This is a genomic window from Nocardia brasiliensis, from assembly GCF_011801125.1.
Taxonomy (GTDB): domain Bacteria; phylum Actinomycetota; class Actinomycetes; order Mycobacteriales; family Mycobacteriaceae; genus Nocardia; species Nocardia brasiliensis_C.
This window is the reverse complement of the sequence record NZ_CP046171.1, coordinates 1,254,671-1,280,169: the sequence shown is the minus strand read 5'-3', so window position 1 is coordinate 1,280,169 and position 25,499 is coordinate 1,254,671. Positions and strand designations below refer to the sequence as shown.

17 protein-coding genes and 1 tRNA gene are annotated in these 25,499 nt (G+C 68.9%); 7 read left to right on the top strand and 11 right to left on the bottom strand.

The genetic code is table 11. The features are described 5' to 3' along the window. The first annotated feature begins 242 nt into the window (after positions 1 to 242). On the top strand, positions 243 to 587 hold the full coding sequence (locus F5X71_RS05720; RefSeq protein ID WP_167460984.1) for a hypothetical protein: 345 nt from the start codon (positions 243 to 245) through the stop codon (positions 585 to 587). 90 nt (positions 588 to 677) lie between these two features. Here F5X71_RS05720 and lat read toward each other — a convergent pair whose 3' ends face one another. Both lat and F5X71_RS05710 read right to left on the bottom strand, forming a co-directional pair. After that, the gene (gene lat / locus F5X71_RS05715) at positions 678 to 2,012 is read right to left on the bottom strand and encodes an L-lysine 6-transaminase (RefSeq protein ID WP_167460983.1); all 1,335 of its coding nucleotides are present in this window, start codon (positions 2,010 to 2,012) and stop codon (positions 678 to 680) included. A gap of 63 nt (positions 2,013 to 2,075) precedes the next feature. Then, positions 2,076 to 2,528, bottom strand: a complete 453-nt coding sequence (locus F5X71_RS05710; protein WP_014981966.1) for an Lrp/AsnC family transcriptional regulator — start codon at positions 2,526 to 2,528, stop codon at positions 2,076 to 2,078. 112 nt (positions 2,529 to 2,640) lie between these two features. Between F5X71_RS05710 and amaB the strand changes: the two genes are divergently transcribed. After that, positions 2,641 to 4,206 carry an L-piperidine-6-carboxylate dehydrogenase gene (amaB, locus tag F5X71_RS05705; RefSeq protein ID WP_238815732.1) on the top strand — a complete coding sequence of 522 codons (1,566 nt, stop codon included), beginning with the start codon at positions 2,641 to 2,643 and terminating at the stop codon, positions 4,204 to 4,206. Positions 4,207 to 4,300: 94 nt separating this feature from the next. Here the strand turns inward: amaB and F5X71_RS05700 are convergent, their stop codons facing one another. From F5X71_RS05700 to F5X71_RS05685, 4 genes are all read right to left on the bottom strand, one after another. Further along, positions 4,301 to 5,548, bottom strand: a complete 1,248-nt coding sequence (locus tag F5X71_RS05700) for a cytochrome P450 family protein (RefSeq protein ID WP_167460982.1) — start codon at positions 5,546 to 5,548, stop codon at positions 4,301 to 4,303. Further along, positions 5,545 to 6,933: a hypothetical protein gene (locus F5X71_RS05695; protein ID WP_167460981.1), complete on the bottom strand. Its 1,389-nt coding sequence runs from the start codon at positions 6,931 to 6,933 to the stop codon at positions 5,545 to 5,547. Before F5X71_RS05695 ends, F5X71_RS05700 begins: the two co-directional genes overlap by 4 nt. After that, entirely contained in the window at positions 6,933 to 7,757 is an 825-nt protein-coding gene (locus F5X71_RS05690) for an acyl-CoA thioesterase (RefSeq protein ID WP_167460980.1), read from the bottom strand. Before F5X71_RS05690 ends, F5X71_RS05695 begins: the two co-directional genes overlap by 1 nt. A 442-nt stretch (positions 7,758 to 8,199) precedes the next feature. Beyond that, positions 8,200 to 9,885: an MDR family MFS transporter gene (locus tag F5X71_RS05685; RefSeq protein WP_167460979.1), complete on the bottom strand. Its 1,686-nt coding sequence runs from the start codon at positions 9,883 to 9,885 to the stop codon at positions 8,200 to 8,202. Between the two features lie 268 nt (positions 9,886 to 10,153). Here F5X71_RS05685 and F5X71_RS05680 point away from each other — a divergent pair. Next, positions 10,154 to 10,227 (top strand) — tRNA-Met (locus F5X71_RS05680). A gap of 197 nt (positions 10,228 to 10,424) precedes the next feature. Here F5X71_RS05680 and F5X71_RS05675 read toward each other — a convergent pair. Then, the gene (locus F5X71_RS05675) at positions 10,425 to 11,186 is read right to left on the bottom strand and encodes a helix-turn-helix transcriptional regulator (RefSeq protein WP_167460978.1); all 762 of its coding nucleotides are present in this window, start codon (positions 11,184 to 11,186) and stop codon (positions 10,425 to 10,427) included. Positions 11,187 to 11,592: 406 nt separating this feature from the next. Here F5X71_RS05675 and F5X71_RS05670 point away from each other — a divergent pair, with 406 nt between their 5' ends. Further along, complete coding sequence (locus F5X71_RS05670; protein WP_167460977.1) at positions 11,593 to 11,880, top strand: hypothetical protein; 288 nt, start codon at positions 11,593 to 11,595, stop codon at positions 11,878 to 11,880. A 133-nt stretch (positions 11,881 to 12,013) separates the two neighbouring features. Here F5X71_RS05670 and F5X71_RS05665 read toward each other — a convergent pair whose 3' ends face one another. Further along, positions 12,014 to 15,487: an indolepyruvate ferredoxin oxidoreductase family protein gene (locus F5X71_RS05665; protein ID WP_167460976.1), complete on the bottom strand. Its 3,474-nt coding sequence runs from the start codon at positions 15,485 to 15,487 to the stop codon at positions 12,014 to 12,016. Between the two features lie 755 nt (positions 15,488 to 16,242). Between F5X71_RS05665 and F5X71_RS05660 the strand changes: the two genes are divergently transcribed. Continuing rightward, positions 16,243 to 17,400, top strand: a complete 1,158-nt coding sequence (locus tag F5X71_RS05660; RefSeq protein WP_167466246.1) for a lipase family protein — start codon at positions 16,243 to 16,245, stop codon at positions 17,398 to 17,400. 222 nt (positions 17,401 to 17,622) lie between these two features. Here the strand turns inward: F5X71_RS05660 and F5X71_RS05655 are convergent, their stop codons facing one another. Continuing rightward, on the bottom strand, positions 17,623 to 18,459 hold the full coding sequence (locus F5X71_RS05655) for an SDR family oxidoreductase (protein ID WP_167460975.1): 837 nt from the start codon (positions 18,457 to 18,459) through the stop codon (positions 17,623 to 17,625). Continuing rightward, positions 18,456 to 19,403: a patatin-like phospholipase family protein gene (locus F5X71_RS05650; protein ID WP_167460974.1), complete on the bottom strand. Its 948-nt coding sequence runs from the start codon at positions 19,401 to 19,403 to the stop codon at positions 18,456 to 18,458. The genes F5X71_RS05655 and F5X71_RS05650 overlap by 4 nt, the downstream gene beginning before the upstream one ends. Before the next feature lie 68 nt (positions 19,404 to 19,471). Between F5X71_RS05650 and F5X71_RS05645 the strand changes: the two genes are divergently transcribed. Beyond that, a complete protein-coding gene (locus tag F5X71_RS05645; protein WP_167460973.1) occupies positions 19,472 to 20,098 on the top strand; it encodes a TetR/AcrR family transcriptional regulator in 627 nt (208 codons plus the stop codon). A 3-nt stretch (positions 20,099 to 20,101) separates the two neighbouring features. On the opposite strand, the gene F5X71_RS05640 is transcribed toward F5X71_RS05645, so the two are convergent. Further along, entirely contained in the window at positions 20,102 to 20,647 is a 546-nt protein-coding gene (locus F5X71_RS05640; protein WP_029898536.1) for a histidine phosphatase family protein, read from the bottom strand. 192 nt (positions 20,648 to 20,839) lie between these two features. On the opposite strand from F5X71_RS05640, the gene F5X71_RS05635 reads away from it, so the two are divergent. Further along, positions 20,840 to 25,489, top strand: a complete 4,650-nt coding sequence (locus tag F5X71_RS05635) for an ATP-dependent helicase (protein WP_167460972.1) — start codon at positions 20,840 to 20,842, stop codon at positions 25,487 to 25,489. Positions 25,490 to 25,499 lie beyond the last annotated feature (10 nt).

The following is a 25,499-nucleotide window of genomic DNA, read 5'->3' as shown; positions in this document are numbered from 1 at the left end:
TGCGGCGCGGCGCCTCTGGCGATCATTTCGCGGCAGGGCGGCTAAGCGCCGCGGAATGCGAACGAGCGTAGCGCGATTGTCGCGGGCGGCCCACGCATCGTCGGCGCGATAACCCGATCCGAGGAAGATCGCGGCCGGTATCGCGGGACGGCCGCATCGGGCACGAAGCCGACCGATAGCCTCGATGTATCGCGCGGCGCCGAGGGGGTGTCGCCGCATATCGCCGAGGAGCGCGGACCCGGATGGAACCGATCGAAATCAACGCGGGCACTTGGTATCTGCGCGCACTGCGCGCCGACGACCGCATCGACGATCGGCCCGCCCTCGCCCAGGGCGGCATCACCGACCCCGGCTACGTCGCGCTGCGGTTCGCGGGCTGGGTTCAGGAATCCCACTTCTCCTGGGCGGTGTGCGAACCGACCACCGCCGAATTGGTCGCCGAGGTGGGCGCCACCCCGGCGCCGGACGGCACCGCGAAACTCACCGGCTGGGCGCGTCCCGGCCATGAACAGGCGCTCGATGCCGGAATGAGCGCCGTGCGGCGGTTCATCGAGGGTGCGCTCGGCTTACGCCCGCGCACCGACTGAGGGGTGTTCGCACACCTCGCCGAGTCGTCACACTGCAACCCGCCCGTGGCGACGCACGGACCGGATTCCGGCGAGGTGTGCGAAGTCCTGTCAGCCGAGCCGGTCGAGTACCCGGTCCAGCGCGTCGACCGCCTCGTCCAGTTCGGCGGCGGAGACGGTCAGCGGCGGGCGGAACCGGATGCCGCGCTCGCCGGTGCCGAGGATCAGCACCCGCTCTTGCTCGCGCAGCGCGGTGAGCACCTCGTCGCGCAGCGCCACCGAGGAGACGGTGATCGCGCACATCAGGCCGCGACCGCGCGGCTCGCTGATGCTCGCGTGGCGCGCGGCCAGCGACCGCAGCCGATCCAGCAGATGCGCGCCGAGCTCCTTGGACCGCTCTACCAGCGAATCCTGTTCCAGCACTTCGAGAATGCGGCGCACCCGCACCATGTCGGTGAGGTTGCCACCCCAGGTCGAGTTGATCCTGGAGTTCACCACGAACACGTTGTCGGGCACCTCGTCGACGCGCCCGCCCGCCATGACACCGCACACCTGGGTCTTCTTGCCGAAGGCGACGATGTCGGGCCGCACGCCGAGTTGCTGGTAGGCCCAGGTGGTTCCGGTCATGCCGACCCCGGTCTGCACCTCGTCGAGCACGAACAGCGCGTCGTTGTCGTGGCAGAGCTGCTGCATCGCCTGCAGGAACTGCGGACGCAGATGCCGGTCGCCGCCCTCACCCTGGATCGGCTCGGCGATGAAACACGCTATGTCGTGCGGGTTTTCGGCGAACGCGCGACGCGCCTGGTCCAGCGCCCGCGCCTCCACCTCGTCGATGTCGTGCGCCTCGCTCAGGTACGGCGCCTCGATGCGCGGCCAGTCGAACTTGGGGAACCGCGCGACCTTCACCGGATCGGTGTTGGTCAGCGACATGGTGTACCCGGTGCGGCCGTGGAACGCACCGGTCAGATGCAGCACCTTGGTGCCCAGTTCCGGTGCGCGGCCGTGCGTCTCGTTGTGCCTGCTCTTCCAGTCGAACGCGATCTTGAGCGCGTTCTCCACGGCGAGGCCGCCGCCGTCGATGAAGAACAGGTGCGGCAGCCGGGGGTCGCCCAGCACCCGCACGAAGGTCTGCACGAAGCGGGCCATCTCGACGGTGTAGATGTCGGAGTTGCTCGGTTTGTTGATCGCGGCGGTCGCGATCTGTTCGCGGAACTCGGCGTCCTCGGCCAACGCGGGGTGATTCATCCCCAGGGCGTTGGAGGCGAAGAAGCCGAACATGTCGAGGTAGGAGCTGCCGTCGCGCTCGTCGACGAGCCGGCAGCCGCGGGACTTCTGTAGGTCGAGGACTAGTTCGAAGCCATCGGCGAGGATGCTGGCCGACAAGATCTCATGCACTCGGGCGGCGGGGGTGACCGCCGGGCGGGTGCGTTCCAGTTCGATGGTCACACCATCGAGGGTACGAAAATTTACGGAATCTGTACAGGAAAGCGGATTAATTACACGTAAGTCCTACCTGTCATAGAATGTCTGCAGGATGATGGTGCTTCGAGTCCTGACGTTGGCGGTCGCCCTGATCTCCTGCAGCAGCTGCTCGAGGTGCCGCGGCGAGGCCACCCTGACCAACAGCATGTAGCTCTCGTCGCCTGCCACCGAGTGGCACGCCTCGATCCCGGGGATGTGCTGCAACACTGCCGGGGCATCATCCGGCTGCGACGGGTCGAGAGGAGTGATCGCGACGAATGCCGACAACAGCTGGCCGAGCGCCTCGGGGTCGACGTGCGCCGTGTACCCGCGGATCACGCCGCGCGCTTCCAACCTGCGCACCCGCGACTGCACGGCGGAAACCGACAGGCTCGCCTTCTCGGCCAGATTCGACAACGTGGCGCGTCCATCGGCCATCAATTCACGAATCAGCAGGCGATCTATGTCGTCGAGTACTGGTCTTGCCGGTGTATCCGCCATCAGCGAAGGGTAAACCAGGCGACCCGGCTCGTGGCAGAAACCTCACCCCGATCCTCCCAAGACATGGGACAGATATGCCGCAATGCGGCCGAAAGGTACGGCGGAGCAACAGATGACAGATGTGCAGAGCGCTTCCGAGTCGCGGACCAACGAAGCCGCGCTCGGCGACCAGACCACTCAGGAACTCGCGCAGCGGGCCGCGGCGGTGCTGCGCGGACTCGGCGTCGAATCCCCCGAACCCGGCGAACTGCCCGCACGCAGCCCGATCACCGGCACTCAGCTGCTGACCCTGCGAGCCAGCTCGCTGGACGAGGTCGATGCCGCGATCGAGCGGGCCGCCACGGCCTTCGGCGCCTGGCGCACGGTCCCCGCCCCGGTCCGGGCCGCGCTGGTGCGCAGGCTCGGCGAGCTGCTCACCACCCACAAGAGCGAACTCGCCGAGCTCGTCACGCTGGAGGCGGGCAAGATCGGCGCCGAGGCCGCGGGTGAAGTGCAGGAGATGATCGACGTCTGCGAGTTCGCGATCGGTCTGTCCCGGCAGCTGTACGGGCAGACGATGCCCTCCGAGCGCCCCGGCCACCGGCTGATGGAGACCTGGCACCCGCTCGGTGTCGTAGGGGTCATCTCGGCGTTCAACTTCCCGGTCGCGGTCTGGGCGTGGAACACCGCGATCGCGCTGGTCTGCGGCGACACGGTGGTGTGGAAGCCCTCGGAGACCACCCCGCTCACCGCGCTGGCCTGCCACACCCTGCTGCGCCGCGCGGCACGCGACGTCGGCGCGGATCCCGAAGTGCACCAACTGATCCAGGGCGCGGCCGAGGTCGGCGCGCGGCTGGTCGACGACGAGCGGGTCGCGCTGGTGAGCGCCACCGGTTCGGTGCGGATGGGCCGCATCGTCGCGCCGCGGGTGGCCGAGCGGTTCGGTCGCTGCCTGCTGGAGCTGGGCGGCAACAACGGCGCGATCGTCACGCCCTCAGCGGATCTGGAGCTCGCCGCGCGCGGCATCGTGTTCGCCGCGGCGGGCACCGCGGGCCAGCGGTGCACCACCCTGCGCCGGTTGATCGTGCACACCGATGTGGTCGGGGCACTGGTCGAGCGGATCGAGAGCGCCTATCGGCAACTGCGCGTCGGCAATCCGCTCGAGGACGGCGTGCTCGTCGGCCCGCTGATCGACGGCCGCGCCTACGCGGGCATGCGCGCCGCGCTGGACCGGGCGCTGGCCGACGGCGGCGAACTGATCTGCGGCGGTGAACGAGTCGACGGCTTCGGCGAGGACGCGTACTACGTGCGCCCGGCGATCGTACGGATGCCCGCGCAGACGGCGGTGGTGCGCGAGGAGACCTTCGCGCCGATCCTGTACGTGCTGACCTACGACGACTTCGACAGCGCGATCGCCCTGCACAACGCGGTGCCGCAGGGACTATCGTCGGCCGTGTTCACCACCGACCAGCGCGAGGCCGAACGCTTCCTCGCCGCGGACGGTTCGGACTGCGGTATCGCCAACGTCAACATCGGCACCTCCGGCGCCGAGATCGGCGGCGCGTTCGGCGGTGAGAAGCAGACCGGCGGCGGACGGGAATCCGGCTCGGATTCCTGGAAGGCGTACATGCGCCGGGCCACCAATACGATTAACTACTCCGCCGAACTGCCACTGGCACAAGGGATCAAGTTCGGCTGAGCGAAGATCGCCGTCCTGATATCACAGGGCGCCGCCGCGGCCGGGTGGCCGGCATCGACCACCCGGCCGCGGCGGATCTGCCTGTGCGGCACAGTCATTCGACCACGACGGTCAGTGCCTGCACGCCGCGGAAGGTGCTGCTCGGCCGCCAGCGCACCGGCTCGGCGAGGCGCATGTTCGGATACCTGGTCAGGATCTTCTCGAACGCGAGCCGCGCCTCAAGCCGGGCGAGCGGCGCGCCGACACAGTAGTGGATGCCGTGCCCGAACGCCAGATGCCCGCCCTTGGTGGTCTGCCCGATCCGGATGTCGTCTGGCCGCGCGAACTGGCCGGGGTCGTGATTGGCCGCGAGCAACGACACCGAGATCAGCTCGTCGGCCGGAATGTCGATGCCCGCCAACGTGATCGGCTCCGCGGTGTAGCGCAGCGTGGACACGTGGACCGGGCTCTCGTAGCGCAGGAATTCCTCGATCGCGGCCGGGATCTGTTCGGGGGCGGCCGTGAGTTCCTCGTACAGCGCCCGATCACGCAACACGGCGAGCAGCCCGTTGCCGATCAGGTTCACCGTCGTCTCGTGCCCGGCCACCAGGATCAGGAACAGCATGGCGATGAGTTCCTGATCGCTGAGCTTGTCGCCCTCGTGATTGGCCAGGATCAGCTGGGACAGCAGATCATCGCCCAGATCCTTGCCGCGTTCGGCGATCAACCCGATCAGATAGGTGGCCAACTCGACACTCGCCGCGGCGCGCTGGGCGGCGGTGGCGTAGAACGGTGAGTCGGCCGCGTCGGGATCCTCGACATTCTCCGCCGACGTCGCCGTCATCGTGGTCGAGAGCTCGCGGAACCGGTTCCGGTCGGCCTCCGGCACCCCGAACAGCTCGCAGATCACCGTGATCGGGATCGGGAGCGCGTAGCCCTCGATCAGGTCGACCTCGTCCGTTCCGGCCATCCGGTCGAGCAGTTCATCGGCCAATGCCTCGATCCGCGGGTGCAATTGGTCGACCGTGCGCGCGGTGAAGGCCTTGCTGACCAGCCTGCGCAGCCGGGTGTGGTCCGGCGGGTCCGAGCTGAGCATGTGCTTCCACAGGTCGGTGCTCACCGCGGTCATCCCGTCGGTCTCGCCGCGCAGGCGGGTCGTGATCGGCGCGATGCTGGCCGCGTCCTTCCTGACCCGGTCGTCGGCGAGCACCGCGCGCCCGAGTTGGTAGTCGACGACCAGCCAGGTGGACAGCCCGTTGGGCAGCAGCACGTGATGGACCGGTCCCTGCGCACGCAGTTCGTCGTAGACGGGATAGGGGTTGTACAAGAACTCGGCGCCGAGTCTGATCAGTGGCTTGGTCATGAGAACTTCCTGTAGGTCGTGCGGCGGTTGCCGTCACCACTGGTGACGTGCAGGGGTTCGAGATCCCAGCTCTCGGCTATCAGCCGCGCCAGGAACACCAATTCCTCGTCGGAGTGCGCCATTTCCGGCTTGAGGCTCTCCAGCACCCACTGGATCTTCCCGTCGAACTGGGAGAACCAGGTCGCGAGCGCGATCGGCTGCCGGTCAGCGCGTGGCGCGTCGATGCCTTGGAACACCCCGCGCATCATGAACATCGACGGATTCGCGCCCTGCCGCATCGCGGTCGGCACGAACGAATCGACAACGCCCATGTTGGAGCACATGCCGACGGTGATCGGCGAGGGCTCGGCGAGCCGCTCGACCAGGCCTTCGGGCAGCACGTCGATCAGGTCGGCGGGCATGTTCCTCGGGCGCGAGATCGAGCCGGAGCCCACGTCGTGGACGTTGGCGAACGCGGCCTTGCTCGCCATCCGCAACGGCGTGAGATCGCCGCTGTCCAGCCACGCCGGATCCACCACGATCGGCACGCGCGCAAAGGAATTCGAGTCGGCTTGGTCCTGCTCGCGCAGAATCCGCACCGCCGTCAGCAGCACCAGCGCGCCATCGGGACCCACCAGCGAGCAGTGCCGCAACAGGTCGGCCACCAGTGCGAGGTACAGCGTGTTGGGCGATCCGCCACGCTGGGCCGCGCGCGCATTCCATTGCGCCGCATCGAAAGTCACGACAACGGAGCCCTCGCGCCAGCCGAGCGGCTCACCCGCGGGCGCCGGTTCGCGTGCGGTCAACGCCCGGCGCACCGCCGTGCGGTGCGCCGGATCACGGACCATCCGGCGCGCTTCGGTCGCGACGCCGCGCGCGACCGCGACACTGCGGCGCAATCCGTCCCGCAGGTCGCCGCGCCGATCGATGACCGCGCCGAGCGCCGCCGTGCTGGCGAGTTCAGGGTGCACCAGCGCGGCCATCGCCATCAACCCCGCGTGCCCATCGGCGATGGCGTGCGAGGCGATGACCGACCACACCATGCCGCCGGACCGCGTCGGCACCGCCGACATCCGCCAGCCGTAACCGTTTTCGGGGTCGAGCGGGTACTGCGCCTGGGTGTTCGCCCAGGCCAGCACGTCGTTCTCGTCGATGGCGGCCAGGTCGACGCTCAGCGGCAGCGAGTCCTGTGCCGGTACCCAGCGCCAGCGCGCGAACGGCACGGCGGGCCGGTGCACCCGCCGCGTGCCGGGGCCCGCGCACAGGATCTCGTACATCGAACGCAACTGCTCGTCGGAGAGCCGATGCTCCAGCACCGCGATGGTCTGGCTGATCACCGGCACGCCGTGGCCGTGGTGGAATCGCAGGAACGCCTTGTCGGTGAGACCGACGTACACCGGGGACATCAGGACGCCGCCTTCGCGGCGAGCCCGGTATCGAACTCCGGCTCGGCCAACCGCAGCATCCGCTCCTGCGCGACCATCGCGACCAATTGGCCGTCCCTGCTGAAGATCCGGCCCTGGGTGAAGGCCCGGCCGCCGTCGGCCGACGGCGAGATCTCGTCGTACAGCAGCCAATCGTCGACCCGGCACGGGCGCATGAACCAGATCGAGTAGTCGAGCGCGGCGGTCTGGATGGCGATGCCGGGATACGGCGCGACCGCCGCGCCGAGCAGCGTCATGTCGCTGGCGTAGGTCAGCGCGCAGCTGTGGGTCACCGTGCAGGGCGGCAGCTCACCGGTGTAGCGCAGCCAAACCTGCTGGCGCGCTGCGCTTGTCGGGCCGTCGGGCACCCGGCGAATGTCCCAGCCCTCCCACTCGTTGCCCGCGTCGCCGGCGCCGATGCGCGGCAGCGCCTCCGGGTCCGGCGCGTCCGGGCACGGGTCGGCGTGCCGCACACCGCGATCGCCCACGTGATACGAGGCGACCATCAGGAACGTCTCCTTACCCCGCTGCACCGCCCTGATCCGGCGCACCCCGAACGACCGTCCGAGCTTGACCGTGTCGACGTGATAGTCGAGCGGAACCTCCGGTGTGGTCGGGCGAACGAAGTACCCGTGGATCGAATGCACGATGAACTGCGCGGGCATCCCGGTCGACCCCGCCGCCAGTGCTCGGGCCGCCACCTCCCCGCCGAAGGTGCGCATGAGCGCGGTGCGGTGCTGGCGCTTACCGCGGAAATAGTTCGTGTCGATTTCCTCTACGGCCATCGCGTCGAGCAACTCAACCATGAGGCCACCGTTCCCTTCAATTGCCTGATACCGACCGTGCGCACTCGACCGTTTTCCGTCGGGTCTACAGACCGTCATGCGACACCTGATACCGAATACAGTGAACCCGTAGCTATAGCTATTCAAGGCGGTGTAGTCCACCTCACAAGACATTACGGTTTCTTTACGGAAATAGGCCAATGACCGGTTAGAACAGTGCCTAAAACATCCCCGATCACTTGGGATGATGCACAACTGCTATTACCTTTGTTGTCGTATTTATCCCGCCCGGGACCTTTCCTGCAACCGGCGAATCGGAAATATTCGACCTCGCGAAACGGTCAAACAATCCACCCCTAGAAATATTTCCGCACACTCGCACAGCAGAAGTCGCCCCCGCAATCAACACACAGTTAACGCGGTGCAACACCGTGCACATATTGCAATTGCAGAAATCCCTCGTTTACCGGTCCAGACCGCCGGACTCGCGTAGCGGGATCTCCTTCCAGCACAGCACCAGCACCAGAGCGAGCACGGCGAGGCCCGCGGACACCAGATAGACCGTCGACATGGCGTCGGCAAAGCCGGTCTGCAAGGGGGCGGCCAAGGTCGGATCCAGCCGCTGAATGAGCGAGCTGTCGTCGAAGATCCGCTGCACCGCCGCGGGATCGTGGCGGGCAAGCCCCTGCGCGAACGCGACATCGGCCGGGTTGGCGCTGTGCAGCCCCGCCACCACTGCCTGCCGGTAGGCCGGGTCGGTACCCGCCGACGTGACGGCCGCGTCCACCCGCGACGGCAGCAGGCCGAACAGCGTCGACAGCAGGGCCGCGACCCCCAGCGTGCCGCCGACCTGCCGGAAGAACGTCGCGGCCGCGCTGGACACCCCCATGTCCGCGGGCGCGGCGGCGTTCTGAATCGCCAAAGTGATGGGCTGCAACAGGTTTCCGAGGCCGATCCCGGTGATCGCCATGAAGATCATGGTGCGCCACAGCGGCGTGTCCGGCGTCAGATAGTGGAACAGGAACAGGCCGAGCGCGACCGCCGCGGTGCCCGCGATCGGGAATATGCGATAGCGCCCGGTCCTGCTGATCAGCCGGTTGGACACCGCCGAGCCGACCAGCAGCCCGACCACCATCGGCAACAGCTGCAACCCCGCCGCGACCGGACTGGCGCCACGCACCACCTGAAGGTACTGCGGAACGAGAATGATCCCGCCGAACAGCGCGGCACCGACCACCAGCGCGATCGCGACACCCATCGCGAACGTGCGATTTCGGAACAGCCGCAACGGAATCAACGCGGCGTCACCCATCCTGGCCTCGATGGCGACGAACGCGATCACACCGAGCGCACCGATCAGGTAGCAGCTCACCGCGCCCGCACTGGTCCAACCCCAGCTCCGTCCCTGTTCGGCGACGATCAGGATGGGCGTGATGCCGATCGCGAACGCGGCGGTGCCCAACCAGTCCACCGCGACCCGCCCCTGGTTCACCCGAGGGATCCGCACCACGCGATACACCACCACCAGCGCGATCAGGCCCACCGGCACGTTCACCAAAAAGACCCAGCGCCAGCCCGTTACGCCGAGAATGCTGTGCTGCCCCGCGAAGACGCCGCCGAGCACCGGACCGATCACGCTGGCCAGCGCCCAGGTCGCCAAGAAGTGACCCTGATACCTCGCCCGCTCCCTCGGACTCACGATATCCCCGAGCACCGCCGAGGCCAGCGACATCAGCCCACCCGCGCCGACACCCTGGATCGCCCGGAACACCGCCAGCTCGTACATCGATTGCGCGACCGTGCACAGCAACGAGCCGCCGACGAAGATCACGATCGCGGCGAGCAGAAAAGGCCTGCGGCCGTACATATCCGACAATTTCCCGTACAGCGGCGTGGTCAGGGTCGCGGTGATCAGATACGCGGTGGTGACCCACGCCTGCAACGAGTAACCGGACAGGTCGTCGGCGATGGTCCGCACCGCGGTCGCCGTGATGGTCTGATCCAGGGCCGCCATGAACATCCCGAGCACCAGGCCGCTCAGGATGATCAGCACCTGCCGATGGGTGAATCCGCCCGGATTGTCCGGTCGAGCCGTCACCACGGCGCTCTGCTGTGCGCGTTTTCCGGATTGCCGAATAGTCAGCGCCATCAGCGCCTCCTGAAATCAGAAGAGGGAGTTCACAATCTGTTGTCAGCGGTCGTTCTCATCCCCGGACCGCGGCGGTGCTCCCGCCCAAGAAACTACGCAATGCGAAGTAGTCACGATAGCTCTGACATCCCGTCCCAGGTAACCCGCCATCACCATGATCCACATCACTCACCCCACCCCCGCCACCCGCCAACACCCCGCACCCAACCCACTCTCACCAGGCGTTTTCACATCCGCCCCCATGGTGTGTAAGGTTGCAGATACCCAACGCGGGGTGGAGCAGCTCGGTAGCTCGCTGGGCTCATAACCCAGAGGTCGCAGGTTCAAATCCTGTCCCCGCTACTAAGAGAACGGCCCGGAACCGACAGGTTCCGGGCCGTTCTCGCGTTCGGACCGAACTCAGATTCATGGATTCGTTTGCGTCGCAGGTTATTCGCGGCGTCCAATTCATCAGCGGTGGCCGAGTGCAGCAGGACTTTGTGAGTTGCGCCAGCCGGTCGGCGGCGGTGGGATCGGTCGGGTTGGTGCGGGGCGGCCGCTCACGCCCGTAGGACGGTGAGGGAGCGGGTGGGGGTGGGCTCGGCGGAGTTCATCAGGTCGTTGCGGCCCGAGACGCCGAGGGTGTCGTAGAGATTGCGGATGCGCCGGTACATCGATCGTTCCGAAAGGTAGTTCTGCCTGGCGATTTCGGCCACGGTCATGGTGGTGCGCAGCATGCGCAGCAGGCGGGTGTCGAACTCGTCCAGCTCGGGTCGGTCCGGCGGGGCGGCGGCGCGCGAGCCGTTCGCGGTGGAAAGCGTGCTGTCGCGGCCGGGGCGCTGCGCCCGCGCGGCCGGGGCGGACGCGCGATCGGGTACCGCACCGAGGACGGCCGGACGCGGCCTTCTCGGCAGGGCGCCGGCGTGGTCGAGGAGCCGGGCGCGCAGCACCTCGGCCTGGCGCTCCACCGAGATCGCGAGATTGACGACGAAGTTCGCCCCCGACCGGATCGCCGAATAGGTCGAATGACCGGTGACGTCGTTGGTCACCGCGACGAGCAACGCCATCGCGTGCCGCGCCCGGATCGCGCGCAATCGCTCGGCCTGACACTCGGTGTGCACGGGAAGCACTATCGGCGCACCCGCGACGGCGTCTCGACTGCCCAGCTCGTCGTACTCGACGAATTCGAGCCGAAGCGGTGCCGCGAACAGTCCGCCCCACGGCCCGTCCGCCGGGTCCAGATAGTCGCGCAGGCTCGGATGCGCGAACGCGGTGGTCGTGCCCGTCGCCTCGATGCCCCGGCTCAGCTGCAAAGCGTTCATGCCAACCCCCACCTTTGTTCCTTACTGTGTCCAGTCACGGGATTAGACGCCGCCGATGCCCGATCGGTTCCGTTTCGGGGCAATAGATTTGAGAAGCGCTCGCGGCGGGCTCCGGAGACGGCCACGCGGAAGACGTTGCCGCAGCGCGAGCCTCCATGCACATACGCTATGATGAGTGCACGTCAGGTACGAACTTCAGCGTGCGGCAACGAGATCCCGCGCCACGCCGATGGGCCGCCAGTGTGTTTCCGGCCCGGAGTTCGTCGCCCTCGGCCGACCCCGGTGCACGCGCACGATTCGGGAGGCCGCGGCGGTGTCCGAGAAATCAGGCCGATCAGGGCTGATTGCGATGCCGTCGAACGGGTATTGCCTGCGCGACTTGTCCACTGAACCCTGAGAGACGACAGTGCCCCTGCTCACGCCCGATCCTGTCCGCGGCGAGGTCGCCGCGGCCGATCCCGCACCTACCGACCAGCCGACGGCCCAACGCGGCCGCGCGCTCGGCTCCGGCCGGACCTGGCCCGGCGTCGGCGTGTCCGTACTCGCCCTCGCCATCACCGCCGGTGTCATTGCCCTGTGCCTGGCCCTCCCCGCCAGGACGCCGCTCGTGGTCACCGTGCTCGGCATCCTCACGCTGACACCCCCGCTCGCCTTGGCCGTCACCGTCATCCGCCACCGCAGGGTGGGCGCCTGACGCGGCACGCGAATCACCCGCACACAGCGAAGCGACCCGGAACCGATACGGTTCCGGGTCGCTTCTCATGTGCCTGGGAGCGTGGCCTTTACGCTCGACCAGGCGCGTGGACTACTGCCCAGCCCACGCTCGTTCACACCTGCGGCGCCTCGATGCCGAGTTCGCGCAGGCTGTTTCGGTACACCTCGACGTTCACGAGCTTGACGCCCTCGTAACCACGCACCGTGTCGGCGAGCGCCGCGGCCTGGACCGCGCGGTCGTAACCGGCCTCGTCGAGCGAACCCGCCAGTGCCAGCACCATGTCGGTGTAGTGCGCGAGCAAGGCCCGCTCGACCCGGCGCACGTGCGCGTAACCGAAGATGTCGAACTTGGTGCCACGCAGCCGCTTTCCCTTGGCCAGCACCTTGAGTGCGATGTGCCCGCGCGGCCCGATGCCGATCTTCTTCTTGCGGCCCATGGCGCGCAGGATCGGCGGGTGCAGCTTGTAGGTGAGGTTGGTGCCCTCGGGCAGCTGGCCCGCGACTTGGTCCAGGAAGGCCGGGTCGATCAGCTGCCGCGCGACCTCGTACTCGTCCTTGTACGCGGTGAACTTGAACAGACCGCGCGCCACCTGCTCGCTGAACTCGGTCCGGTCGGTGACCCGCTGCTGCGCCGCCCACACCCGCTGCACGGTCGTCACGTAGTCGCGCGCGACCCGCACGCCCTGGAAGCCGATCAACTCGGCGGCTCGCAGCTCGACCAGCCGCCGGGTCTCACCGGTGGCGGTCAACGTGTCGAAAAGGTCTGCCGGAACCTTGATCTCGGCCCGCTCGGCCTGCGGGCGGCCGACGGCGGCGGCGAACTCGTCCGGGCGGGCGATCGCGACCCGGCCCCACCGGAAGGCCGCGATGTTCGCGTTCACGGCGACCCCATTGATCTCGATGGCCTCCTCGATCGCCGCCGCGGGCAGCCGCAGCCCACCGAGCTGGTACGCGGCGCCGACCATCAGGAAGTTGGCCGCCGCGGTGTTGCCGAACAGCACCTCCGCCGCGCCGAGCGCGTCGAACGAACGCAGTTCCCGCGAGGCCTGCTCGAGCCGGGACAGCAGCGCGGGCGTCTCCGGGTACTGAACGGACTTGTCGTACACCATGTCCCCGGTCGGCGTCTTGCTGGTGGAGGCGACCGACAGAGTCGTCTCCTTCGACCCGTAGGCGAGGTTCTTGTTGTCGGTCGCGGTGAGCAGGTCGAAGGCGACGATGCAGTCCGCGGAGCCGGGGGTCAGCCGGTTCGCCGGCTCCAGTTCGCCCGCGACGAACCGCAGGTGCGAGACGACCGGGCCCGCCTTCTGGCTCAGGCCGATCTGATCCAGGCTCGCCACGTCGTATCCGGCCCGCAGCGCGGCGGTCGCCAGCACCTGGTTCACGGTCACGATGCCGGTGCCGCCGATGCCCGCGAGGAAGACATTCTGCGTCGCGGTCGGCGGGTCGAACCGCACGTCGGGCAGCACCGGCGGCGTCGGACGCTGAGTGCTCTTACGCTTCTTCGCTTTCGCGGGATCGGGCAATTCCACCGTGACGAACGACGGGCAGTCGCCGTCGAGACAGCTGTAGTCGGTGTTGCAGGAGGTCTGATCAATGCGGGTCTTGCGGCCGAACTCGGTCTCCACCGGTTGCACCGACAGGCAGTTGCTCTTCACACCGCAGTCGCCGCAGCCCTCGCAGACCGCCTCGTTGATGACCACTCGGGTCTGGCGCACCGGCAGGGTGCCCCGCTTGCGCTGCCTGCGCGCGTCGGCGGCGCAGTGCTGGTCGTAGATGAGCACGGTGACGCCGGGGATCTCGCGCAGGATGCGCTGCGCCTCGTCGAGCCGGTCGCGGTGCCACAGCCGGGTGCCGGCGGCCAGGTCTCGCTTGCGATACTTCTTCGGCTCGTCCGCGCAGATGATGATCTGCGCGACCCCCTCGGTGGCCAGCTTGTGCGTGAGCCGGGGCACCGCGAGCGCGCCCTCGGCATCCTGTGCGCCGGTCATCGCGACGACGTCGTTGTAGAGCAGCTTGAAGGTGATGTTCACCTTGGCCGCGACACACGCCTGCACGGCGAGCTGGCCGGAGTGGAAATACGTTCCGTCACCGATGTTCTGGAACAGGTGCGGCACGTCGGTGAACGGCGCCTGGCCGATCCACTGCGCGCCTTCGCCGCCCATCTGGGTCAAGCCGGTGACCTTGCTGTCCTCACGACCGGACATGGTCACCATGGTGTGGCAGCCGATGCCGCCACCGGCCAGCGAGCCCTCCGGCACGGCCGTGGAGCGGTTGTGCGGGCAGCCGCTGCAGAAGTAGGCGGCCCGCTTGGCGGGCAGTACGGCCAGCGACAGCGGCTGCGGCAGTGGGCGTTTCATCTCCACGAAGCCGTCGAGCGCGCGGCACAGCGGCTTGGCGATCCGGCCGGTGGTGAGCTCGCCGTCCTGACTGAACAGCGGACGGCCCGCGGCGTCGCGCTTACCGATGATCTCGGGGGCATCCGGGGTGCCGTAGAGGATTTCACGGATCTGCGTTTCGATGAAGGCGGTCTTGTCCTCGACCACCACCAGGCGGGTGAGGCCCTGCGCGAACTGCTGGACCCGTTGCGGCGCAATCGGATACGGCATGCCGATGCGCAGCAGCCGCACACCCGAGCGGATGAGCGCGTCGTCGTCGACGCCGAGGTCGATCAGAGCCTGCCGGACCGCGTCGAAAGTCGTTCCGGTGGCGGCGATCCCGATCGTGGCCTGCGCCGGGTTCACCTCGATTACGTCGAGTTCGTTGAGCGTGCTGTACGCCTTCACCGTCTCCCAGCGCGGCCCGTACAGGTCGGCCTCGGCGATCACGCTGTCGGTCGGCGCGGCCATCGGACGCTGCAGGTAGCTGAACGGGCGTCCCTCCCAGGTGATCTCGGGCACGGTGATGTCGATGTCGCCCACGTTGCCCTCGACCGCCCAGGCGCCGTCGGCCACATCGGCGACGATCTTCAGCGCGACCAGGCAGCCGGAGGCGCGCGAGAGCGCGACCCCGTGCAGGCCCATGGTGATGATCTCGCGCGCATTGCGGGGAAACAGCACCGGAATGTTCATCGCGGCCAGCGAGCGTTCGCTCACCGCGGGCACCGTCGAGGACTTGGAGGCCGGGTCGTCACCGACGAGCAGCAGCACACCGCCGCGCGCGTTCGCACCGTACATGTTGGCGTGGCGCAAAGCGTCCGTCGCGCGGTCGAGGCCGGGCCCCTTGCCGTACCAGACGCCTACCACACCGTCGTGCGTGGCGGACCCGGCGGGCAGATCGGCCTGGCTCCCCCACACCGAGGTGGCCGCGAGTTCCTCGTTCAGACCGGGGACGAACGCGATGTCGTGCTCGGCCAGCACATTCGGCATGCCACTGAGCATCTTGTCGACGCCGCCGAGCGGACTGCCCTGGTAGCCCGAGACGAAGGTGCCGACCCGGCGCCCGGCACGCAGGTCACGCACGTGCTGCTCCACCAGCTGTCGGGCAATCGCCTGGACGCCAGTGAGGACAACGGTGCCCGCGCCGACGCGGTAACGGTCGGCGAGGTCATACGGAGCCGGGATCAGGTCGTGATCGGCGAGCTCGGTCATTCGGTCCACCTCCGGTCGGCACCGATCGGGCGCCTTCCTAGTTGAGCACTTCTTGCCGCATACCCTGCCTTCAAAGCGCTAACTGAACAACCTTTGCTCACTTTGTTGAGCATGTTGCCCAATTCGATCACCTGTGAATGGGCACACACTATGCATGATGTGCGGTCTGTTGTGACAGCCACCACTCAGTCACTGATCGCCGACCGCGCACCGGCCGCCCCGCCGGGTGCGCCGAGCGCGTGGCGACATCCCGGCGAACCCACCGCGCGTCGACTCGACAGCCCGCCGCTTCGGCGACAACAGGGTCAGCCGGACGAAACACCGGCCGTCGCCGCACGGCGCCACACAGCCCTACTGCGGTGATAGCCAACGGCTCCCAACGACGACGGGCGGGAGTTGCGCACGCTTGGCAATAGTGATCTTGTGCAGGTGCACAGGTGCCGAGTTGTTAATTGTCCAATTTGCCGGGGCCGGTCGCGCGGGGCGGCCGCCTCGACGCTACTTTCGCTGCGGATGGTGCCGTCTGCCGCGCAATCCGCAGCGTCGAGTCGAAAGGTGGTGTGCCGGTCCGCCCCTCGGTGCGGCTGTGGGTTCCTGCTTACCGTCCACGCAGCGAACGACGATGTTCGCCGCGACCTCTCCCTGCAGTGCTGGTCCGTCCGAACTGCCGAACGAAAGTCGGGGTCGGCGAGTCGATGGCGGCCGAGATTCGAAGGAAAGCCGTGCGAAGAGTTCCGTTCAGGATCGCGATCCTGATGCTGAGCATCGTCCCGATGGGCCTGGTAGGCCTGCCCGCGACGACCGCCCAGCCGCTGTACCCCACCCCGGACCCGGACGTGTTCTACAGTGCGCCAGCGAATTTGGCGGACCTGAAACCTGGTGACGTGGTACGTTCGCGCAAGATCGACACCGGCCCGTACGTCGGGACCGAGGGCTGGCAGGTCGCCTTCCGGTCCACCAATTCGCAGAACAAGCCGGTCATGGGCGTGACCACGGTGCTGCTGCCGCTCGGCGTCAAGAACCCACCGCTGGTCTCCTATCAGGCGCTCATCAATTCCCTTGGCACCCAGTGCAACCCGTCGCGTTCGCTGTTCAACGGCGAGCTCCAGGACGCAGTCGGCGCGATGCTGCCGATCGGGCGCGGCTGGGCGGTCTCGCTGCCCGACTACCTCGGCCCCACCTCGGCCTACGGCGCCGCCCGGCTCAGCGGCATGATGACGCTGGACAGCGTCAAAGCCGTGCAGAAGGTGACCGAACTCGGACTCGGCAATTCGCCTGTCGCCATTGCGGGTTACTCCGGCGGCGGCATGGCTACCGCCTGGGCGGCCGCGTTGCAGCCCACCTACGCCCCCGACCTGAAGCTCACCGCGGCCGTCGCGGGCGGTATCCCCGCCGATCTCGAGGAGATGGCGATGGCGCTGGGCTTCGCGCCGCACCCCGGCTTCGGGCTGGCCTTCGCCGCTGCGATGGGCCTGGAACGCGAATACCCGGAGCGGCTGCCGGTTTCGGATCAGCTCAATGAAAACGGTTTGTGGTTCCGGGAATTCACCCATGATGCCTGCCGCCGGTTCCTGCTGTTCCACGGCGCGTTCCGTAACGCCGAGCAGATGGCCGCGTCGAAGAGCCTGATGGACAGCCCGGTCGCGCACCAGGTGCTGCGGGAGAACAGCCTGCGCTACTACGACGGCGTCCCCAGCATCCCCACCTTCATCTGGCAGGGTCGCTTCGATGAAATGACCTTCTTCCCACCGGTCGCCGAGGTCGTCGACCGCTACTGCAAGGCGGGCGCACAAGTCGAGTTCCGCCCCTACGAGATCGCCGAACACCTCACCACCGCCGCCGCGGGCTTCGCCGAGGCATGGAACTACGTGGAGGCCCGCTTCCGCGGCGACCCCGCCCCCACCACCTGCTGAACCCCTCCGCCGCAACGACTGTGGCCAGCCCTCGGCCGGCCCACAGTCGTTGTAAAGCCCACCGTGGGTCGAGTGAATGCGACGCCGTATCGCCTGCTGTACCAGTGCCCGGTTTGTCAGGCAGGGTCGAGAACGGCGATGTGTGCCGACCCCGTCGGCACAGCCGGTGCGGAACGAGCCCAGCCGAGAAGGTCGGGGCTCACGCACCGCGGGCACGGAGGGTCAGCTGATGTTGCGGACCTGCTCCTCGTATTCGGCCCGGGTCTTCTCGTCGGCGGGGTGCAGGGCGCGGTCACCGTCGAAGAGGCGGCGGACCAGGCGGACCGCGCGCTCGGGAGCGGCGGCCAGCGCGACGTCGATGGGGCCCAGGTAGTTAGGGACGGCGACCTCGGCCTTACGGGTGTCGACCGTGCGCACGATGGCGGCGGCGACGTCTTCGGGATCGACCGTCGGCATGCCGTTGCCGAGCGCGAGGCCGGACGAGAGCCGCGTCCGCACGGCCGAGGGGAGCACGCAGCTGACGCTCACCCCCTGCGGCGCGAACTCCAAACGCGTTGCGGCGGAAAGGCCCACCGCGGCGAACTTGCTCGCGTTATAGACAGCCAGACCGGCCACCGGGATCTTGCCCGCCAACGAGGCCACGTTGACGATATGGCCGCGGCCGCGCTCGATCATGCCGGGCGCGACGGCGCGCATGCCGTGGATCAGGCCCCACACGTTGATGTCCATCGTGGCCTGCCCCACCACATCCGGCTCGTCGAGAAAGGCACCCGCCGGCATCACGCCCGCGTTGTTGACCAGCACGTCGACGTGGCCGAGATCGGCAATCACCTTGTCCCACTGGCCTCGCGAGCGCACATCGAGTTCGTAGGACCTGGCGCCCAGTGCGGCAGCGGCGGTTTCGGCGGCGGCGGTATCGACATCGGCGATCACCACCTCGGCGCCCTTGCCCGCGAACAGTTCCGCGGTGGACAGCCCGATCCCGCGACCGGCGCCGGTGATCAGCACCCGGGCACCCTTCAGCTCGAGGCCGGGGTAGCCGTGACCGAGAATTCTCATGCGAAGACTCCTTGTTCGACCGCACGACGGGTGCTGGTGAGGCTGTGCTGGAAGGTGTCGAGACGGCGGCGGCCGTCCATGAAATTGGGGCCCATGACCGCGAGATCCGCGGCGGTGGCGTCGATGCGCAGCACCTTGGTACCGGTCGCGCGCAGCTGAGCGATCTCCGCATCGAGCGCGGCACTCATGCGATTGCGCAGCTGCCGTTCGAGGAAGTGACCCGGCCCGCTCGCGGGGATCTTCCCGGTCGAGGCCATCGGAGCGAGCACGACGAGCTCGTCCAGCTTCGCGGGCACGAGCAGGTCTACCGAGGCGGTCGAGCCCGCCCCGCCGTCGATGAACCGGCGACCGTCGATCTGCACCGGCGGGAACCAGCCGGGCACCGCCCACGAGGCGCGCAACGCCGCGCCGAGCGGGGCCGCCGGTGCGTCCGGCGAGCCGAACGGAACCCGTTCTCCCGTCGCGTAATCCATGCTCACCAACCAGGTCGCCGGATGGGACACCCAGGCGCGGCCGGGATTCAGCCGCTCGGCCAGCCGCTGCAACCAGCTCGCGTCGCCGCCGCCGACCGGAAGCAACCCGCTGCCCGCGGTGAGCAGCCGCTGCCCGGAATCCGTGCGCCGCAAGGGCAATCGGAGCGAGCCCAGGCGCGGGCGCGGCACCGGAGGCAGCCGTCCCGGCCCGGAGCGCAGGTGCTCGGTGAGGATCGGGTGCATCGAGGTGCCGTCCTGCACGGCGACCAGCTCGTCCACGGCGATACCGCTGCCGAGCATGGTGACCAGCTCGGCGCCCGCCGAGGTGCCGATCAGGACGTCGGCCTCGCGCGGATCCCAATCGAGCACATCTCGCACCGACGCGAGCGCCGCGACGATCCACGCCGCGCCCAGCGTGCCGCCACAGCCGATGGCCAGGCCGCGCCGCTGCGACCCGTTCTTGCTACCCATGGTTGCAAACACTAGCAGAATCCAAATACCAGCGGTATCCGAAATCTATCGGTACGTAGAATCACGGCATGGCACGTCTGACCCGATCCGAGAGCCAGGCCCGCACCCGCGCGGACTTGATCGCCACGGCCCGCGACCTGTTCCTGGCGGACGGCTACGCAAGCACCAGTCTGGAACGGGTCGCCGAGGAGGCCGGGTACTCCAAGGGCGCCGTCTACTCGAACTTCCGCACCAAGAAGGAGCTCGGCCTCGAGGTGCTCGAGCTGATCCACGCGACCAAGTTCCAGGAGGTGACCGACCTGCTCGCGGCCGGCGGCGACTTCGACGACCAGCTGCTGCGGTTCCAGGAATGGGCCGAGCACACCATCGGCGACGTCGGCTGGACCATGCTCGAATTCGAGTTCGCGACCGTCGCGCGGGACGACCCGATGCTGCGGGCCGCGCTCGTGTCCAGCCTCGGCGTGCTGCGCGGCGCCGTTGCCGCGCAGGTACAGACGTTGGCCGACACGCTGGGGATGGATCTGCCGGTACCGGTCGAGGACGCCGCGACGGGGATCCTCAGCATGGGCATCGGGCTCGGCATGCAGCGCGCCATCGATCCGTCCATCCCGGCCAGACTGATCACCGACGCCCTGCGCATGCTGCTCACGCTCGGCACCGGCCCGCTCGCCGCGAAGAGCGGCGCGACGCCGTAGCGGTCAGGCGGTGAAGTGCAGCGTCCATTCCCCGCGGTAGTGCAGCCGGGTGACACTGCCCGGCGGAATATCGATCCGCCAGAACGACTTCGGCGGTGCGTCCAGCGTCACCAGCAGTGCGGCCCGGATCACCGCGGGGTGGGTGACGGCGATGGTGGATTTCCCCTCGGAGGCGATCTCGGCCATCCAATACCTGGTCCGCTCGATCACGTCCACCACGGATTCACCGCCGTGGCCACGGAACTTCGGGTCGGTGAGCCAGGCGTACAGCTCGTCCTGCGGCACCGACATCAGCGCGCCACCGCGCCATGCCCCCGCGTCCAAGTCACGTAGTCGGGTGTCCTCTTCGCCAGGCAGCCCCAATAGCGCCGCCGTCTCGACCGTCCGGCGTTCCGGACCGGTGAGCACCCGAGGTGCGGCCAGCGCGGTGCTGCCGGAGATGGCGCGGCGGCCTGCTTCGGTCAGCGATTCGTCGACTGGAAAACGTGCCTTCCGCATCGCCTCGGTCATTCCATGGCTGACCAGGTCGAGTCTCAGCACCTTGTGCACGGGACAGAGCCTACGACTATCCGTTGCGGGGCTTCGCGGATTCCGGCCAGACTCGAGTACGCGCAGGCGGCCGGTGGTACGGCCGCGATCACGCCCAGCCCGTCCCCACGCGGGATCCGGGTGCGCACGCGAGCGACCGCCAGGGTGGTTGACACCGAGGGATGTGTCGGTGCCCGGGTGCAGACTGATGGCATGGCTCAGTTCTCCCCGGCTACCCAGGAGTGGTTCGACGGTGCGTTTCCGGCGCCGACGTCCGCGCAGCTGGGGGCGTGGGCGGCGATCGCGGCGGGCGAGCACACGCTGGTGATCGCGCCGACCGGGTCGGGCAAGACGCTGTCGGCGTTCCTGTGGGCCATCGATCGGCTGGCCACCAGGGCGCCATCGGAGGCCGGCACCGGCACCTCGGTGCTGTATGTGTCCCCGCTCAAGGCGCTCGCGGTGGACGTGGAACGCAACCTGCGGGCGCCGCTGGTCGGCGTCACCCAGACCGCCAAACGATTGGGCCTGGACCCGCCGGAGATCCGGGTCGGCGTCCGCTCCGGCGATACCAGCGCGGCCGACCGGCGGTCGATGCAGCGCACCCCGCCGGACATCCTGATCACCACGCCCGAATCACTGTTCCTGATGCTCACCTCCGCGGCCAGGGAGACGCTGCGCGACGTGCGCACCGTGATCGTGGACGAGGTGCACGCGATCGCCGGGTCCAAACGCGGGTCGCACCTGGCTCTTTCGCTGGCCCGGCTCGACATGCTGACCTCCGAGCCGCGCCAAGGCGACGACCGGGCGCCGAGCGGTCCGGCCCAGCGCATCGGCCTGTCGGCGACCGTGCGGCCGCCGGACGAGGTTGGGCGCTTCCTGGTCGGCAACGCGCCGATCACCATCGTCTCGCCGCCCGCACCGAAGACCTTCGATCTGTCCGTGCGGGTGCCGGTCGCGGACATGACCGAACTGGGCGACTCGGAGCAGGGCTCGATCTGGCCGCACGTGGACGAGGCCATCGTCGATCTCGTCCTGGATCACCGGTCCTCGATCGTGTTCGCGAATTCGCGCAGACTCGCCGAGCGGCTCACCGCCCGCCTCAACGAGACCTACGCCGAGCGGATCGGTGCGCCGGTGCAGCTCGAGCACCAGCCGCCCGCCCTGATCGGCGCCACCAGCGAGGTGGTGCACGGCGCGAGCCCGCTGCTCGCGCGGGCGCATCACGGATCGGTGAGCAAGGAGCAGCGCGCGATCATCGAGGACGACCTGAAGAGCGGGCGGCTGCGCTGCGTGGTCGCGACCAGCAGCCTCGAGCTCGGCATCGACATGGGCGCGGTCGACCTGGTGGTTCAGGTGGAGGCGCCGCCCTCGGTCGCGAGCGGGCTGCAGCGGGTCGGCCGGGCCGGGCATCAGGTCGGCGAGATCTCGCGCGGCGTGCTGTTCCCCAAGCACCGCACCGACGTGATCCACTGCGCTGTCGCGGCCCAGCGGATGACCACCGGTCAGATCGAGGCCATCCAGATCCCCGCGCACCCGCTCGACATCCTGGCCCAGCAGACGGTGGCGGCGTGCGCGCTCGAACCCATCGACGTCGACGCCTGGTTCGAGATCGTGCGTGGCACCGGCAGTTACGCGACCCTGCCGCGCTCGGCCTACGAGTCGGTGCTCGACCTGCTGGCGGGGCGGTACCCGTCCGACGAGTTCGCCGAACTGCGCCCGCGGCTGGTCTGGGACCGCGACGCGGGCACCCTCACCGGCCGCCCCGGCGCCCAGCGCCTCGCGGTGACCTCGGGCGGCGCGATCCCCGACCGCGGCATGTTCGCGGTGTACATGGTCGGCGAAAAGGCCTCGCGGGTGGGCGAACTCGACGAGGAGATGGTGTACGAGTCGCGGGTCGGCGACGTCTTCGCCCTCGGCGCGACCAGCTGGCGGATCGAGGAGATCACCTTCGACCGGGTGCTGGTGACGCCCGCGTTCGGACAGCCGGGCAGGCTGCCGTTCTGGCACGGCGACGGCTTGGGCAGGCCCGCCGAACTCGGCGGCGCGCTCGGCGAATTCGTGCGCAAGGTCGGACAACATCCGCAGAACCTGGAAAAGCTCACGGCGGCAGCGGGACTGGACGCCTTCGCGACGAGCAATCTCAGCGCCCTGCTCGACGAGCAGCGCACCGCGACCGGCCACCTGCCGAGCGACAAAACCCTGGTGGTGGAGCGTTTCCGGGACGAGCTCGGCGACTGGAGGCTGGTGCTGCACTCACCGTACGGGCTCCCGGTGCACGCGCCGTGGGCGCTGGCGATCGGCGCGCGACTGCGCGAACGCTTCGGTGTTGACGCCGCGCCCAATGCCTCCGACGACGGCATCGTGGTGCGCCTGCCCGACACCACCGACGAGCCGCCCGGCGCCGAACTGTTCGTCTTCGAGCCGGACGAGATCGACGACGTGGTCACCGAACAGGTCGGCGGCTCCGCGCTTTTCGCCTCCCGTTTCCGCGAGTGCGCGGCCCGCGCGCTGCTGTTGCCGCGTCGCGATCCCGGCAAGCGCGCCCCGCTGTGGCAGCAGCGGCAACGATCGGCGCAGCTGCTCGACGTCGCCCAGAAGTTCCCCGACTTCCCGATCCTGCTGGAGACGGTGCGCGAATGTCTGCGCGACGTCTACGATCTGCCGTCCCTGCGTGACGTGCTCAGCCGGGTGGCCCGGCGGCAACTGCGCCTGGTCGAGGTCGAGACGGCGACCCCGTCACCGTTCGCCAACGCGCTGCTGTTCGACTACATCGGCCAGTTCATGTACGACGGCGACAGCCCGCTGGCCGAACGTCGCGCCGCCGCCCTCTCGCTCGATTCGAGCCTGCTCGCCGAGCTGCTCGGCCGGGTGGAACTGCGCGAACTGCTCGACGCCGCTGTGCTCGAACTGACTGAACGCGAACTGCAGCGCATCACCCCGGAACGCCACGCGCGTGACGCCGAGGGCCTTGCCGATCTGCTGCGTCTACTCGGCCCGCTCACCGCCGCCGAGGCGGCCGAGCGCTGCGTGGCCGACCCGGCCGACTGGTTCGCCGAGCTGCTCGCGGCGCGGCGGGCCATGGCGGTGAGCTTCGCGGGCCGCAGCTGGTGGGTGGCCGTGGAGGATGCGTCCCGGCTGCGCGACGCGCTGGGCGTGCCGCTGCCGATCGGGACGCCTGCGGCCTTCATCGAGCCGGTCCCCGACCCGCTCGGCGACCTGGTCGGCCGCTACGCGCGCACGCACGGCCCGTTCACCACGGAGGCGGTCGCGGCGCGATTCGGCCTCGGCACCGCGGTCGTCGGCACCGCGCTGCACCGGCTGGTCACCGAAAAGCGCGTCGTCGAAGGCGAATTCACGCCGGGTGCGGCGGGCTCCGAGTGGTGCGACGCACAGGTACTGCGCAGGCTGCGCCGCCGCTCGCTCGCCGCCGCCAGGCACGAGGTCGAACCGGTGTCGACGGCGACCCTCGGCCGTTTTCTGCCCGCCTGGCAGCACATCGGCAGCAGCGAACTCCGCGGTGTCGACGGCGTCGCCGCGGTGGTGGAACAGCTGGCCGGCGTGCCGATTCCGGCCTCGGCCTGGGAATCGCTCGTCCTGCCCGCCCGGGTGCGCGACTACTCCCCCGCCATGCTGGACGAGCTGATGGCCACCGGCGAGGTCAGCTGGTCCGGCCACGGCTCGATCACGGCCAAGGACGGCTGGATCGCGCTGCACCTGACCGAACAGGCGCCGTTCACGCTGGCCCCACCCGACGACATCGAACTGTCCGAGGTGCAGCTGAGCCTGCTCAGCGCGCTCGGCGCGACGCTCACGCCACCACCGGCGAATGCCGCGCTACCCCAACAGAAACCGGTCGAGCTCGACCTCGACGCGCCCGACGCCCGGCCATCCGGCACCGGTGTGCCTGCCCCTCGACTCGCCCCCGTACCGCACGGCGGCGGCGCCTACTTCTTCCGCCAACTCTCCGACGCCACCGGTTTGCTGGATGACGCCCAGGTGGCCGCGGCCCTATGGGAATTGGTCTGGGCGGGAATAGTTTCCGGCGATACCTTCGCTCCCGTGCGGGCGCTGTTGTCTGGTACCACCCGAACCTCGACCGCGCATCGGACGCCACGGCGCGCGCCGCGCGGGCGGGCCTACCTGCCCCGGCCCAGCATGCCGACCCGTTCCGGGCCGCCGACGGTGGCCGGTCGCTGGTCGCTGCTGCCGGAACGGGTGGCCGACAACACCGTTCGAGCCCACGCGACCGCCGACCTGCTTCTGGAACGGTACGGCGTCCTGACCAGGGGTTCGGTCCAGAGCGAAGGCATTCCGGGCGGTTTCGCGCTGATGTACCGGGTGCTCACCGAGTTCGAGGACCGCGGCCGTTGCCGCCGTGGCTATTTCGTCGACTCGCTCGGTGGCGCACAGTTCTCCACCACCGATGTGGTGGATCGGCTGCGCTCGTTCGACACCGAGCGCCGTCCGTCCGAGACCGCCGCGCAGGCCGGTCAAGCCCTCGCGCTGGCCGCCTGCGACCCGGCGAATCCGTATGGCGCGGCACTGCCGTGGCCCAAGGGCGAGAGCGAGGGCGGCCATCGGCCGGGCCGGAAGGCGGGCGCGCTCGTCGTGCTCGTCGACGGGGACCTGGTGCTGTATCTGGAACGGGGCGGCAAAACGCTGCTCACCTTCACCGAGGATCCGGACGCCCGGCGGCGGGCCGCGCACGCCTTGGCCGGCCTGGTGCATGGTCGTCGCGTCGACTCCCTCGTGATCGACAAGGTGGACGGGGAAACGGTGCACGGCAACACCTTCGCGGGCTTTCTCACCGAGGCCGGCTTTTCGGCCACCCCGCGCGGACTGCGGCTGCGGACCCGGCCGTGACCCGCGACAG

What these genes read in the sequence shown, in the direction of transcription:
- F5X71_RS05695 (WP_167460981.1), bottom strand. Translation starts at nt 6,933, where the DNA reads ATGTCCCCGGTGTACGTCGGTCTCACCGACAAGGCGTTCCTGCGATTC.
- F5X71_RS05685 (WP_167460979.1), bottom strand. Translation starts at nt 9,885, where the DNA reads ATGGCGCTGACTATTCGGCAATCCGGAAAACGCGCACAGCAGAGCGCC.
- F5X71_RS05700 (WP_167460982.1), bottom strand. Translation starts at nt 5,548, where the DNA reads ATGACCAAGCCACTGATCAGACTCGGCGCCGAGTTCTTGTACAACCCC.
- F5X71_RS05635 (WP_167460972.1), top strand. Translation starts at nt 20,840, where the DNA reads ATGGCTCAGTTCTCCCCGGCTACCCAGGAGTGGTTCGACGGTGCGTTT.
- F5X71_RS05650 (WP_167460974.1), bottom strand. Translation starts at nt 19,403, where the DNA reads ATGGGTAGCAAGAACGGGTCGCAGCGGCGCGGCCTGGCCATCGGCTGT.
- F5X71_RS05665 (WP_167460976.1), bottom strand. Translation starts at nt 15,487, where the DNA reads ATGACCGAGCTCGCCGATCACGACCTGATCCCGGCTCCGTATGACCTC.
- amaB (WP_238815732.1), top strand. Translation starts at nt 2,641, where the DNA reads ATGACAGATGTGCAGAGCGCTTCCGAGTCGCGGACCAACGAAGCCGCG.
- F5X71_RS05690 (WP_167460980.1), bottom strand. Translation starts at nt 7,757, where the DNA reads ATGGTTGAGTTGCTCGACGCGATGGCCGTAGAGGAAATCGACACGAAC.
- F5X71_RS05655 (WP_167460975.1), bottom strand. Translation starts at nt 18,459, where the DNA reads ATGAGAATTCTCGGTCACGGCTACCCCGGCCTCGAGCTGAAGGGTGCC.
- F5X71_RS05710 (WP_014981966.1), bottom strand. Translation starts at nt 2,528, where the DNA reads ATGGCGGATACACCGGCAAGACCAGTACTCGACGACATAGATCGCCTG.
- F5X71_RS05720 (WP_167460984.1), top strand. Translation starts at nt 243, where the DNA reads ATGGAACCGATCGAAATCAACGCGGGCACTTGGTATCTGCGCGCACTG.
- F5X71_RS05675 (WP_167460978.1), bottom strand. Translation starts at nt 11,186, where the DNA reads ATGAACGCTTTGCAGCTGAGCCGGGGCATCGAGGCGACGGGCACGACC.
- F5X71_RS05645 (WP_167460973.1), top strand. Translation starts at nt 19,472, where the DNA reads ATGGCACGTCTGACCCGATCCGAGAGCCAGGCCCGCACCCGCGCGGAC.
- F5X71_RS05660 (WP_167466246.1), top strand. Translation starts at nt 16,243, where the DNA reads ATGCTGAGCATCGTCCCGATGGGCCTGGTAGGCCTGCCCGCGACGACC.